This is a genomic window from Mesorhizobium sp. C416B (genome assembly GCF_030323165.1).
Classification (GTDB): Bacteria; Pseudomonadota; Alphaproteobacteria; order Rhizobiales; family Rhizobiaceae; genus Mesorhizobium.
This window is the reverse complement of the sequence record NZ_CP100471.1, coordinates 4,182,778-4,195,908: the sequence shown is the minus strand read 5'-3', so window position 1 is coordinate 4,195,908 and position 13,131 is coordinate 4,182,778. Positions and strand designations below refer to the sequence as shown.

At 62.2% G+C, this 13,131-nt stretch carries 11 protein-coding genes and 1 tRNA gene; 3 read left to right on the top strand and 9 right to left on the bottom strand.

The annotated features are described in order from the left end of the window. Window positions 1-98: 98 nt before the first annotated feature. Entirely contained in the window at window positions 99-806 is a 708-nt protein-coding gene (locus NLY43_RS20425) for a 50S ribosomal protein L21 (protein ID WP_023700236.1), read from the bottom strand. Window positions 807-1,175: 369 nt separating this feature from the next. Here NLY43_RS20425 and NLY43_RS20420 point away from each other — a divergent pair. Further along, window positions 1,176-1,265, top strand: a tRNA-Ser gene (locus NLY43_RS20420). Window positions 1,266-1,405: 140 nt separating this feature from the next. Here NLY43_RS20420 and NLY43_RS20415 read toward each other — a convergent pair. Then, a complete protein-coding gene (locus NLY43_RS20415) occupies window positions 1,406-3,385 on the bottom strand; it encodes a putative bifunctional diguanylate cyclase/phosphodiesterase (RefSeq protein ID WP_023712017.1) in 1,980 nt (659 codons plus the stop codon). Between the two features lie 267 nt (window positions 3,386-3,652). On the opposite strand from NLY43_RS20415, the gene NLY43_RS20410 reads away from it, so the two are divergent. Continuing rightward, window positions 3,653-4,699, top strand: coding sequence for a class I SAM-dependent methyltransferase (locus NLY43_RS20410; RefSeq protein WP_023684116.1), 1,047 nt, complete (start codon window positions 3,653-3,655; stop codon window positions 4,697-4,699). 276 nt (window positions 4,700-4,975) lie between these two features. Here NLY43_RS20410 and NLY43_RS20405 read toward each other — a convergent pair whose 3' ends face one another. Further along, entirely contained in the window at window positions 4,976-5,869 is an 894-nt protein-coding gene (locus tag NLY43_RS20405; RefSeq protein ID WP_023700234.1) for an SDR family oxidoreductase, read from the bottom strand. A gap of 126 nt (window positions 5,870-5,995) precedes the next feature. Here NLY43_RS20405 and NLY43_RS20400 point away from each other — a divergent pair, with 126 nt between their 5' ends. Continuing rightward, entirely contained in the window at window positions 5,996-6,934 is a 939-nt protein-coding gene (locus NLY43_RS20400; protein WP_023693170.1) for an AraC family transcriptional regulator, read from the top strand. Between the two features lie 769 nt (window positions 6,935-7,703). Here NLY43_RS20400 and NLY43_RS20395 read toward each other — a convergent pair. From NLY43_RS20395 to NLY43_RS20370, 6 genes are all read right to left on the bottom strand, one after another. After that, window positions 7,704-7,856 carry a hypothetical protein gene (locus NLY43_RS20395; protein ID WP_023684112.1) on the bottom strand — a complete coding sequence of 51 codons (153 nt, stop codon included), beginning with the start codon at window positions 7,854-7,856 and terminating at the stop codon, window positions 7,704-7,706. Between the two features lie 396 nt (window positions 7,857-8,252). Continuing rightward, window positions 8,253-10,091: a DNA helicase RecQ gene (gene recQ, locus NLY43_RS20390; protein WP_023700232.1), complete on the bottom strand. Its 1,839-nt coding sequence runs from the start codon at window positions 10,089-10,091 to the stop codon at window positions 8,253-8,255. Between the two features lie 264 nt (window positions 10,092-10,355). Continuing rightward, a complete protein-coding gene (locus NLY43_RS20385) occupies window positions 10,356-10,694 on the bottom strand; it encodes a cupin domain-containing protein (protein ID WP_023700231.1) in 339 nt (112 codons plus the stop codon). Between the two features lie 10 nt (window positions 10,695-10,704). Continuing rightward, the gene (gene kduD / locus NLY43_RS20380; protein ID WP_023700230.1) at window positions 10,705-11,472 is read right to left on the bottom strand and encodes a 2-dehydro-3-deoxy-D-gluconate 5-dehydrogenase KduD; all 768 of its coding nucleotides are present in this window, start codon (window positions 11,470-11,472) and stop codon (window positions 10,705-10,707) included. Beyond that, complete coding sequence (kduI, locus tag NLY43_RS20375; protein ID WP_023668681.1) at window positions 11,469-12,326, bottom strand: 5-dehydro-4-deoxy-D-glucuronate isomerase; 858 nt, start codon at window positions 12,324-12,326, stop codon at window positions 11,469-11,471. Before kduI ends, kduD begins: the two co-directional genes overlap by 4 nt. A 23-nt stretch (window positions 12,327-12,349) precedes the next feature. Next, the gene (locus NLY43_RS20370; protein WP_023700229.1) at window positions 12,350-13,126 is read right to left on the bottom strand and encodes a FadR/GntR family transcriptional regulator; all 777 of its coding nucleotides are present in this window, start codon (window positions 13,124-13,126) and stop codon (window positions 12,350-12,352) included. Window positions 13,127-13,131 lie beyond the last annotated feature (5 nt).

The window sequence follows — 13,131 nt, the reverse complement described above, 5'->3', positions numbered from 1 at the left end:
TAACTAACTCCGATGCGCCCTGGGGCGCTTGAATGGTCTTATGAACGCGTTCGCGTTCCGTTTCAAGTCCGATCCGGCAACCTTGTCGCCGGTTCGTTTTACTTCTTCGCCAGTTCCTTGGCCTGCTCGCGCCAGTCGTTGATCTGGTCGGTGCTGAAGGGCATGTGCGCGTCGATCTTGGCCACGTCCTTGTCCGACAGCTTGGCAAGCTGGGCGAAGGTGGTGATGCCCTGCTCGTGCAGCTGGCCGGCGGCAACCGGGCCGATGCCCTTGATCACGGCCAAATCGTCCGGCTCGCCCTTCGGCGCCTTGAACAGCGGCGCGGCGACGGCGGTCTCCGTCTTGGCTTCATCCTTCGGAGCAGCCTCGGCTTTGGCTTCCTTCTTCGCCTTGGCTTCCTTCGGCGCGGCCTCAGCCTTCGCCTCGGGCGCTACGTCAGCCTTGACTTCCTTGGCTTCCACCTTGGCTGCGGCCTTCTTGGAAGGCTTGGCGCCACCCAGCAGGATCTCGGCGATCCGCACGGTGGTCAGAAGCTGGCGGTGGCCGATCTTGCGGCGCGAATTCTGCCGGCGGCGCTTCTTGAAAGCGATGACGGTGCGGTTCTTGCCCTGCTCGACGACTTCCGCCGTGACCAGAGCGCCATCGACGAACGGGGCGCCGAAGGTGACATTTTCGCCTTCGCCATGGGCGAGGACGCTGCCGATTTCGACGATATCGCCGACATTGGCTTCGAGCTTCTCGATCTTCAGGAGATCGTTGGCGGCAACGCGATACTGCTTACCGCCCGTTTTAATGACTGCGAACATTTTTTGCCTTTCGCTGTTCGGTCGGCCTCGATGAGCCGCGTCACGCGGTTCGGCCGTCTTTTTGTCAGTCTGCGGGTTCGAAAAACAAGCGGCGTGGAAGAACCCTCCACGCCGATTGCGCGCTTCCCCTAACCGAAGGTTCGGTACGAGTCAAGGCAAACGGGCGGAATCCTTGGCCACGCCGCCTCCTTGCCGCCCCCGATCTCTCCGGTCGAGGACCGGTTGGCCCCATCTGCCGACGTGGCCGCAACGCAGCCCTCCAGACAGAGCCCGCACAGGAAGCTGAATTCCCCCGCGGATTTGGCCTTGTAACCTGCCCGCCCAGCCGTTATCTAGTGCGCCGCGCCGGCAACGGCCGACCATGACCGCGGAGAGGTGGCAGAGTGGTCGAATGCACCGCACTCGAAATGCGGCATGGGTGCAAGCCCATCGGGGGTTCGAATCCCTCCCTCTCCGCCACCCTACGCCCTGCGGGCTTCGGGTGGCAGGCCACCCGGAACCGCATCTGGGCGTAGGAGTGTCGCCCGAAGCTACGAAGTAGCGTAGGGGGACCGGAACGAAGCAGGATGCCCTCCGAAGCTTCAGCGAAGGGGCTGCCGCTAGGCAACAAGGCCTTGCCTCATTTGGTTTACCTCTTCGATCGGGACTGGATGCCCGGTGAGGAAGCCCTGCATCAAATTTACCCCCAGGCGCTGCAGCAATATGTACTGCTCCTCCGTTTCAACGCCCTCGGCGAGCACGACATGGCCGAGATTGCGAAGCAGTCCGACCATGTCCCGCAACAGGCTCAAGCCACGAGACGTCTGGCAATCGTGGAGGAAGCTGCGATCGATCTTGACCACGTCGAATTTGAAGCGGCGGAGCCATGTCAGGCCGGCAAATCCCGTTCCGAAGTCGTCCAGCCAGATCTGAACGCCGAGTTTTCGCAACCGCTCCACGTTTCTTACCGCTTGCGCCTCCAGAAAGATGTCACTGCCTTCGGTGATTTCGATGGCCAGTTTCTGGGGCGCAAGACCGTGCCTGCCAAGGATTTCGGTGATCCGGAGCGAAAAGTTGGGAGCCTTGAGCTGAAGAACGGAGACGTTCACCGTCACGACCGAGCCCAATCCGTATTCCGTCATGTCACCGCAGGCTCGATCGATCAGCCACGTACCCAGTTCCACGATCGCTCCGGTCTGCTCGGCAACGGGTATGAATACGGACGGACTGATCATGGTGCCGTCGAAGTCGCATACCCGCATCAGACTCTCGTGGCCCAGCACGCGTCCCGACGCCAGCTCGCGAATTGGCTGGTAGGCGACAGAAACGAGCTGGTTGGAAACTGCCACCTTCAGCAGTTCTGAAAGATTTTCGCCCGAGCGATCCTGGCTGGTGGCGTGTGGGTCGTAAATCGTGAACGTAGCCCGACCGGCAAACTTGGACGCGTAGAGTGCGCGGTCAGCTTCCTGCAGCAGGATTCTAAGCTCTATGCTCTGATCGGCGCGCGTCAACGACGCTCCGGCACTGATCGTGACGATGTTGAGCTTGTCGCCCCGGTCAGGGTGATAGATATCCAAATCCTCTACAGCGCGACAGAATTTCTTCGTTATCTCATGAAGGTGAGCCCGCCCGGTGACCTTGCAGAGAATGACGAATTCTTCTCCGCCATAGCGGGCCGCGATGGCGTTGTTGGCAGCCGCCATCTCGGAGAGGACATGGGCGAGTTTGATCAGGCAATCGTCGCCGGCCTGATGACCAAGTCCGTCATTGAACCTTTTGAAGTAGTCGACGTCGATCAGAATGAGCCCTATCTCGTCGTCGTCCGCGGCCCAGTCTTCGCGCAGCTCCGAGAATTCTCGAATGATCGCCCTGCGGTTCTTCATTCCCGTGAGCGGATCGGTGTCGGCGATTTCGGTTAGCTTTTGCCCCTTCTTGATAGCAGCCTGCTCCTGGAATTGTGCCCGAAGCGCGTGCAGGAAGGTCTGGTAACGCTCCAGGCTCAGCCGCCACGAAAGATAAAGCGACAAGACGAGGCAGTTCACGAAATAGGCCGACAACACGACCCGACCGGCGATCTCGGCCTGAAGGGAGAACATCGCGGCGTACACAAAGCTTGCGGCGACCGTCGCGGAGGCAAGGGCTGAAAGCCAAAAACGGAAGTTGAAGAACAGATTCGCACCCAGGATGAACACGGTGCCAAAAACCATGAAATGGGAGAGGGCATCCTGATGCTCTGTTCCAACAGCGGAGACGAGCCACCCAAGGGCACCGGATACAATCGCCAGCGCTGCTACAAGGTGCAAGGTGGCAAGGGCAAAGCCCCGTCGGGCGACAAATTCGACAAGCGCCAGGGAAGTGATCCCTAGCGTAACGCGCGTCAAAACAAGCCGGCCGGCGATATCCGGAAAAAGAAACCAATCGAAAAGGCCATAGGCCACATAGCTGAATACAGCAGCCGCAATACCCCATCGCACAAGGCTGCGATTCTCATCGGCATCCTTCTGCAGGAACAGTGTCAGGAGTTCCGGATCGGCGGAATGCCACCGCGGACGTCCAATCGCTGCCGCCACCTTCTGGGCAACGTCCTCGCTCAGTTGCATCGCAACGCTCCTCCGCGATCTGCAGTAGCGAATGCAACAGCCGACGTCGCCTGCGGTCGGGGAATGAAGACGTCCCTGTCCGCAAGAAAAGTCAGATGTCGCTAACCGAGGGTAAACGGGCGGTTCGGATTTAGCCAGTTTGCAGGATTGATGGCCGTTCCGTTGATTAAAATTTTACTAAAATTTTATTAAAATTGTTAGCATTGGTTGGCGGCGCACCTATGCTGCTGGCCGGGGACCGGGGCGGTAAACCGGAGAGTAAACGGCATGCCTATCAAGCCAAAACTGCAGCTCGACCAATACAGCCTGGTCACCACCAGGCTGATGAAGAAACATGTTGCGACCTCCGAAGAGGCGGCTGACTCCGACGAGTTGAGGGACAGCACGGCCCAGCTCGCCCTGATACTGGACCTTGCTCATCAAGCCTTTGCGCGAAACAAACCGGCCGCCCCCGTCGTCCATCGTTTGGCGGGGCGACTCCACAAGCTCCGCCGGCAGGTTGCTACCGCGGTTTGGCAGAAACTCGTTCCTTTGGCTCAGCAGCATCGGGTCGCGGAATATTTGCTCCAGGACCCGTTCACGCGGTGGTCGGTCGAAAAACCGCGCGGGTATTCGGGCGATGCAGGCCTGCTGGATATTTACTACAAGCATCCGATCGCCGACGAGATCGTGGCCTCGTCGACCTTACTTGGTCGGCAAATCTATGCGTACACCAGTGAAGCTGCCAGTTCGGTGGCGGGGCGCGAGCGGCGGGATATTCTGGCCAGGACCGTGGACGAGACGGCCAGCAGTGTGGAAAAGGCTGAGGTGCTGGCGATTGCCTGCGGCCACCTCAGGGAAGCCGAACGCTCCGACGCGTTGGCCAGGCATAAACTGCAACGTTGGATCGGCCTGGATCAGGACCCCGTCAGCGTAGCCACGGTGAACCACGACTTTGCCGGCACGGCAGTCGAGGCAGTCCAGGGTTCCGTACGCGGCATCCTACGCCGCGCCTACGCCCTTGGCACATTCGATCTCGTCTACGCATCGGGGCTTTACGATTACCTGCCGCGTGCCATCGGCGTCCGCCTGCTTCAAAGAGCCATGGAACTCGTCAAGCCCGGTGGCGAATTCCTGTTTGCCAATTTCAGCGACGAGATAACGACGGATGGTTACATGGAGACTTTCATGGATTGGCCGCTCATCCTACGTTCGGCCGACGATATGTGGGACATCATCAATGCCGCCCTCGGCGGGAGTCCTTTCGACGCGAAAGTCTACTATGGCTCGAACCGGAATATCGTTTACGGCAAGGTGAGGAAGGGCGATCTCTAACTAGGCGCGGGAATCGCGCGCGCATCCCCGTAACAAGGTAGGTCTGCCATGACGAGGCCATGCCTTCGCCGGCTTTCCGGCGACGGGCGAGCAGGTCGTCCGGGCTGCGGGCGGCCTACGCCGTGTTCGTTCTGCTTGCCGCCATACAGATGTGGCGGCGGTTCCAGCAGCACGACGGTGCTGCCCGCTCGGCGGGCTGCGTCTGGCCGTGTTGCTGGCACTGCCGCTGATCGCCAGGCTGTCGGTCGTGCAATGCAACGCGACTGGCCGGCCTGATCAGGCCTCGAAATAGCGGGCACGATCGAGATCGGCGATGAGCCCCGGCCCGGTCGGCTGCCATCCCAGCGCAGTGCGGGTCTGCTCACTTGACGCCGACAAGTCCCTGCCGATGAAATGCCCGAGAAAGCCGAAATGCGCAGCCGCGTCCTCGGGGCCTATGGAAGCGACCGGCAGGCCGAGCCGGCGGCCGATGATCTCGGCGATCTCTTTGCTCGCCACGCCCTGTTCGGCAACCGCATGATAGCTGACGCCGCCCGCCCCCTTCTCCACCGCCAGCCTGTACAGGGTGGCGGCGTCGAACCGGTGCACCGCCGCCCAGCGATTTGCGCCGTCGCCAACATAGGCCGAGACGCCCTTTTCACGCGCAATGGCAATCAGCATCGGCACGAAACCGTGATCGCCCTCGCCATGGACCGTCGGCGCCAGCCGCACCGTCGATGCGCGCACCCCGCGCGCGGCGAACGCCACGGCCGTTGCCTCCGAAGCGCGCGGCATGGAGGCCGACGGCGGCGCGGGTTTGTCGTCTTCGGTTGCCGGCCTTCCCTGCGCAAAACCGGCGAGGCCGGAGGTGACAAGCAGCGGCCGCTCGGAACCCTCGAGCGCCGCGCCGAGCGTTTCGATGGCGCGCTGGTCAACTGCGCAACTGGCGGCGAATCTCGAAAAGTCGTGGTTGAAGGCCGTGTGGATGACGCCATCCGATTGGGCAGCGCCGCTGCGCAGGCTGTCGAAATCCTCGATATCGCCGCGATGCGCCTCGGCACCCGCTGCCACGATCGACTTCGCACCTGCTCCCGACCGTGCGAGGCCAAGCACCTGATGGCCCGCCCCGAGCAATTCCCGCACAACCGCCGAACCGACAAAACCGGTGGCGCCCGTAACGAACACACGCATGATCATTTCTCCTTGGTTTTTGTCGAACGCCGTAAAGGCAGCCCGTTGCGAAGGAGATAGAAGTTTGAGATCATACGATCTATACTGTAAAATCCGAGATATCTTCGCAATCGTCCGAGAACGCTCATGGATCCGCTGTCAGACGTGCTGTCGCTACTGAAGCCGCGCAATTACCTGTCGGCTGGGCTGGAAACCGGTGGCGACTGGGCGATCCAGTTTCCTGACCAGCAGGCCGCCATCAAATGCGGCGCCGTGGTGTCCGGCCGATGCTGGCTGTCGGTCGAGGGCGTCCCTGACGCGGTGCGGCTGGACGTGGGCGACTGCTTCCTGTTGCCGCGCGGCCGGCCTTTCCGCCTTGCCAGCGATCTCGGCCTGCCGACGGTCGATGCGCGAACGATCTTTTCACCGGCGCGGACCGGCGGCATCACCGTCCATAATGGCGGCGGCGATTTCCTCCTGGTCAGCAGTCGCTTCACGCTGTCCGGCGACCATGCCGGCATCCTCTTGCGGATGCTGCCGCCCATCGTCCACATCCGCGGCGAGAGCGACCATTCGGCGCTTCGCTGGCCGGTGGAGCGGATGATGCAGGAATTGCGCCAGCGGCGTCCCGGCGGCTTTCTCATCGTCGAGCACCTCGCCCACATGATCCTGATCGAGGCCTTGCGCCTGCATATGACCGCGCAAGGCAATGTCGGCTGGCTGTTCGCACTGACCGACAGGCAGATCGGCGCGGCGATCGGCGCCATGCACGAGGACCCGGCGCATGGCTGGACATTGCAGCAACTGGCGGAGCGCGCGGGCATGTCGCGATCGACTTTTGCGCTCAGATTCAAGCAGACGGTCGGGGCCTCACCCCTGGATTATCTGACGCGCTGGCGCATGATGCTGGCCGGCGACAGGCTGATGCATTCCGGCGATCCGGTTTCCGTCATCGCGCTGGCGCTCGGCTACGAATCCGAAAGCGCCTTCAGCACGGCATTCAAGCGCGTCATGGGCTGTTCGCCGCGGCAGTACAGCCGCCGGGAGCCGGACCTGACTGCGCAGGCCGAACGCGAAGCCGCCTGAGGCGGCGATCCGATCGCCTTGATCACCTTGCCCTTAAAGGCTGAAGCGCGAACGAAACTCGGTGAACGACATCGCCAGATGGTTCTCGTCCACATGGCCGGTGATTCCGTCCACACTGCGCGAGTCGAGTTGTAGCGGGCGAGCCAGAGCGGACAATTGCCGAAGCCGCTCGGATTTCCCAGCGCGCTTCGACCGCTGCGGCCCTTCTGCTCAGATCGATCCCTTGCTTGCTCCATGGCATGCGCTTGACAATCGACTGATTCGCAACCCTTCGGGAATATAAGTATTTCAGTTAACTTAGGGATAATCGGCAGCAGGAACTAGATTTCAGACGCTCAATTGACACGAGCAAAATCGCGTTTTTCATGCTTTCAGAATGACTTGCTCGCGTGCTGGCGGTTAACCGGCACCAACTTCTCCGATTTCCTTGCCTCTACGGCTGGGTAGCGCAATAGGGTTAATTGCGCGATTGCTAATATGCCTATATCTTAGGCGGCGCGGGGGGCCTCATATCTTCCCGCAGTGGCCGGTGCGGTGAAGCCCCACAAGCATGCCCAACCTGCACCGGCCATTCCCTATGGCTGGGTATGGTGTTCCCGCTCGGCAATCTTTTCCAAGAGCTTCCGTGAAGCCTCTAGGACGCGTCGCGTTTCGGCGATGGTCGATTGCAGGGAGTCCAGTTGGCTCTCCGCTCGGAGCTGGCTACGGCGGGCGCTTTCAATGAACTGGTGGTCAGGTTCCCACCGGTCTTTCATCGGGCTTAGCCTCTCTACAGACGAACGAACTTGTCGAGAAGCAGGCGTATCCGCTGGCCCTCAGCATAGGACAGCGCAAACGGTTCAATCACGAATGATCGGGTAATTTCCTGGTCTTCCTTGGCCACAGGAACGGACCATTCGCCGCCGGCTTCGACCACTTCCACGCAAGGCAATGCTTTGCGGATTGGACCCACGTTTCCACCACAGCCTCTATACGAAAAGCAATGGTAACCTCAAGTTTTATACTCCCGTCGAAAGCGGGTTTTCAACAACAAAGATGGTCTGAATCATACCATTCGGGTCAGGGATAGCGGCTGCCGACGTAGCGTCTCCAAGGCCGAGAAAACCGCCATCCGCGCGCAACAGCGGGTTTCCATAGTCACGGCTACATCCGAAGAATCGACCGCATAGATTCAGGAATGTGTGTTGTCGTCACGGTTCCATACAATTTGGAAGGCCATTCCCCTACGGCAGGGTAGCGCCAAAATGAAAGGATAAGCGGGCGGGCAAGTTGAAGGCGTACTGATGCCGGATCGGGCTTTGGTCCAGCAAAACCCCTTTCAGCCTGGCGTCTCGGAAAGGTGCGCGGCAATGGCGCTGACAAAAATCGCGCCGAACTCCTTGAGCTTGGCCGCACCTACGCCGTTGACCCCGGCAAAATCGTCGAGGTCTTGCGGACGACGCTCGGCCATGTCGATCAGTGTACGATCCGAAAACACCACATAGGCCGGCACCTGGCGTTCCTTGGCCAGACGCAGCCGCAGCGTCTTCAGCGTCGCGAGCAGCGACGCATCTACATTTTCGCTCTGGGGGCTCTGCCCGGCACGAGCCGCGCGGCGCGCGGCGCGCGTGCGCATCTCGACCCGATACTGGAACGGCACCTCGCCCCGGCCGAGTGCGTGGCCCTTGTCCGCGATGGCCAACCCGCCATGGCCGGCCGGGTCCGGCATCAGGAAACCGTTCGCGACCAGCTGGCGAATCATAGATTGCCAAAAATCCTTCTTGTGCGCGGCGCCATTGCCGAAGGCTGCCAGCCTGTGATGCCCCCTTGCCGCGATCTTTTCAGTCTCGTGGCCGATCAGGATGTCGATGACATGGCCGGCGCCGAAGCGCTCGCCGCTCTGCGCCACCGCCGCCAGGATGAGGCGCGCCTCGGCGGTGCCGTCGGCGCGCGGCGCCTGTTCCAGGCAATTGTCGCAATTGCCGCAAGGGACCGCCTCTTCACCGAAATAACCGAGCAGCACCTGGCGGCGGCACTCGGCCGTCTCGCAATAGCCGATCAGCGTATCGAGCCGGCCATGCGAGCGGCGCTTGTGTTCGACAGCGGCGTCCTCGTCGTCGATGAACATGCGGCGCATGCGGATATCGCCGAGGCCGTAAAGCATATGCGCCTCAGCCGCCCGCCCGTCACGACCGGCACGGCCGATCTCCTGGTAATAGGCTTCCAGGCTGCCGGGCAGATCGGTGTGGAAGACATAGGCGACATCAGGCTTGTCGATCCCCATGCCGAAGGCGATGGTCGCCACCATGACGACGCCCGACAGGGTCATGAAGGCGTTTTGATTCGCATCGCGCGCCTCCTTGCTCATCCCGGCGTGATAGGCGAGCGCGGTCACGCCGTTCTTTTCGAGAAACGCCGCCATCTCTTCGGTCTTCTTGCGCGACAGGCAGTAGACGATGCCGCTGCGCCCCTGATGGCGCTCGATGAAGTTGAGCAACTGCCGCTTGCTGTCCTGCTTGGGCTCGATGGCAAGCTTGATGTTGGGCCGGTCGAAGCCAAGCACCTGCGTTTCGACACGCCCGCCAAACAGCCGTCTCTCGATGTCTGCCCGCGTCGTCTCGTCCGCCGTCGCCGTCACCGCAATGATCGGTACGTCGGGAAAGATGCCACGCAGCTGCGACAGGTCATCATATTCGCGCCGGAACGCCGGCCCCCACTGCGAAATGCAATGCGCCTCGTCGATGGCGATCAGGCTGACATCGAGCCTGGCAAGCGCATCCAGCATCCGCTCGGTCATCAGCCGTTCCGGCGCGAGGTAGAGCAGCCGCGTCTGGCCCGACGCGACGCGGCGCCATGCCGCGACATTGGCATCACGGTCTATCGAGGAATTGATCGTATCGGCGGCGACGCCGGCGAGGCGCAGTGCCGCGACCTGATCCTGCATCAGCGCCACCAGCGGCGAAACGACAATGGTCAGCCCACCCTTGACCAGCGCCGGAACCTGGTAGCACAGCGATTTGCCGGCACCCGTTGGCATGACGGCCAGCACATGGCGGCCGCCAAGCAGCGCCTCCATCACCGCGGCCTGTCCGGGACGGAAATCGTCGAAGCCGAACACGTCCTTGAGGACGCGCCGTTTGCGATCGTGCGTCGGCACGCTTGTCGTCGATATCTGCATCACTGATGTTTTTGCGATCGGCCGCCCGAAGCAGCGGCGTGGCCAGAACGATTAGCGCAGCCCCTGCGTGACCACAACAAGCAGCAGCAACACCCCACCGGCGATCGACCTGATTGGCATCGTTAAACCTATCTTCACCATGTTGCGGCACCGTCCAACCCTGCGGCGATGTTTCGAGTACCGCTGCGCCACGAGCGCACAGGCAACAGCCCGCGCCTCCCCAGGAGGCGCGGGTTTCCTGTTTCTGGAATTGCCGAAAAAGGTTCAGGCCAGGAAATCGGCGCGGTGCGGGGTAAAGCTGTCGACCAGGCGCCCGGCCTCCAGCGCCTTGACGCCGTGCACCAGATTGGACGGCACGATGAAGCTGCCGCCGGTCTCGATGGTCGCGGTGCGGCCGTCGATGGTCACCTCGAAGCGACCTTCGGCGACATAGCTGGCCTGGACATGCGGGTGCGAATGCAGTGCGCCGACGCCGCCCTTGTCGAAACCGAACTCGACCATCATCAGTTCGTCGGTGTGCAGGAGAACGCGCCGCCTGTTGCCGTCCGGCGTCGGCGTCCAGGCGCTCTCGCCGGGCTGCGCGAAGATCTTTGCCTCGGTCATTGTCCTCTCCTCATCGCGCCAGCCAGCCGCCGTCGACCGGAACCACGGCGCCATGCATATAGTCGGACGCCGGCGCCAGCAGGAAGACGGCGGCGTCGCCTATGTCTTCCGGCCCGCCCCAACGGCCGGCCGGGATGCGCGCCAGTATGGCGGCGCTGCGGTCGGGATCGGCGCGCAGCGCCTGCGTGTTGTTGGTTTCGATATAGCCGGGCGCAATCGCATTGACGTTGATGCCTTTCGCCGCCCATTCGCAGGCGAGCAGCCTTGTGACGCCGAGCGCGCCATGTTTCGACGCGGTGTAGGAGGCGACACGAATGCCGCCCTGGAAACTCAGCACCGAGGCGATGTTGACGATCTTGCCGCGCCGGCCCGGATCGGCCAGCACGCGCCTGGCAAAACCCTGGCTCAAAAAGAACAGCGTCTTCAGATTGACGTCGATGACGTCGTCCCAGTCGGTTTCCGAGAAATCGACCGCATCGGCGCGGCGGATGACGCCGGCATTGTTGACCAGGCCGTCGAGCGGTCCGGTCTTTTCCCACACCTGGTCGAGCATGGCCTTGGCGGCTACGTGATCGGCGAGATCGCACTGCACGGCCTCAAATGGCCCGCCCAGTTCGCTGACCCTCTTTTGCGTATCGTCCATCGCCGAGCGGCCGACGCCGATCACCGTACCGCCGGCGCGCGCGATCGAGACGGCGATGCCTTGGCCGATGCCGGTGTTCGCGCCGGTGACCAGGATACGCTTGCCGGCCAGGCTGAAGGAGGAAGGGCCGCTCAACGCAATTCACCCAGCGGCACCGGATCGACATCGGTGTAGTCGACATTGTCGCCGGCCATCGCCCAGATGAAGGCATAGTTCGAGGTGCCGGCCCCCGAATGGATCGACCAGCCCGGCGACAGCACCGCCTCCTCGTTGGCCATCACCAGATGCCGCGTTTCGTCCGGCTCGCCCATGAAATGGAAGACGCGCGCCGTCTCCGGCAGGTCGAAATAGAGATAGGCCTCCATGCGCCGGTCATGCACATGGCAAGGCATGGTGTTCCACACCGAGCCCGGCGCCAGCTGCGTCATGCCGACCACCAGCTGGCAGGTCTTGACGCCATCGGCATGAATGAACTGGAAGATCGAGCGTTCGTTGCAGGTTTCCTTGCTGCCGAGATCGAGGCGCTTGGCATCGCCAATGCGGATCAGCCGGTTGGGATGGGTGTGATGCGCAGGCGCGCTGAGCAGATAGAACTTGGCCAGTGCGCCCTCTTCGGCCGATGCGAACGAAACGTCGGTGCTGCCCATGCCGAGATAGAGCATGTCGCGCGCCTGCAACTGGTGGGTCTCGCCATTTGCCGTCACCGAGCCGGCGCCGCCGATATTGACGATGATCAGTTCGCGGCGGTCGAGAAAATTCTTGGTCCCCGTCGGCTTGATCGCTTCCAGCGGCAGCGCTGTCCCTTCCGGCACGGCGCCGCCGACGATCATGCGGTCATAATGGGCATAGGTCAGGCTGACGCGTCCCGGCTGGAACAGGTCGTCAATATGGAAGTTGTGCCGCAGTTCGTCGGTGCCCATGGAAGCCGCGGCGACCGGGTCGATGGCGAAACGCGAGGTGAAATCGGTATGCGGGTGACTTTGAGTCATTGCTGCTCCAGCTGAATGAATGGCTATTTGGTTGCCGACGCCTTGACCGAGTCGGCGTAGTAGACCTGGCGGGCGTGCAGCCGCTCGCGGTAGCGCTCTTGGCTGGCGGTGAGATGAGCGCGCATCGCCTCGCGCGCAGCTTCGGCGTCGCCCGAGGTGATCGCATTCAGGATCACCAGATGCTCGCGCTGCAGCCCGCGCTGATAGCTGTCGGATTGCACAAGTTCCGTCGACCAGGGCGAGGTCACGTCGCAGGGAATGGCGCGGCGTCCGAGCACATCGAGCATCTCGACATAGAACGGGTTGTTGGTGGCGCTGGCGATTGCCCGGTGGAAGGCGAGATCGGCCGGACCGGTCGGCTCGCTGTTGAGAAGCAGCCGTTCGAATTCGAAGAACGCTTCCTGGATCGCTGCTTCCTGCGCGGCGTTGCGGCGAATGGCGGCGAGCCCGGCCGATTCGATTTCGACGGCCAGGCGCACTTCGAGCACATTGAGCGCGATGGAATCCTTGCTGCCCATGTCGGCGGCGAGCGCGCCGAACATCGTTGAGATGTGCTCGGTGACGAACACGCCTGCGCCCTGGCGCGCCTCGACCAGCCCGTCGGCGGCGAGCTTGGCCAGCGCTTCGCGGATGACGGTGCGGCTGACGCCGAAGGTCTCGGTCAGCTGGCCCTCGGTCGGCAATTTGTGGCCGGGCAGGATCTCGCCCGCCTGCAACTGCTTGCGGATCGCCGCAACGACGGTCTCCGACAGTTTGGGTTTTCTCTCGACCCTGAGATCAACAGCGCTATCCGATGCCATATCGC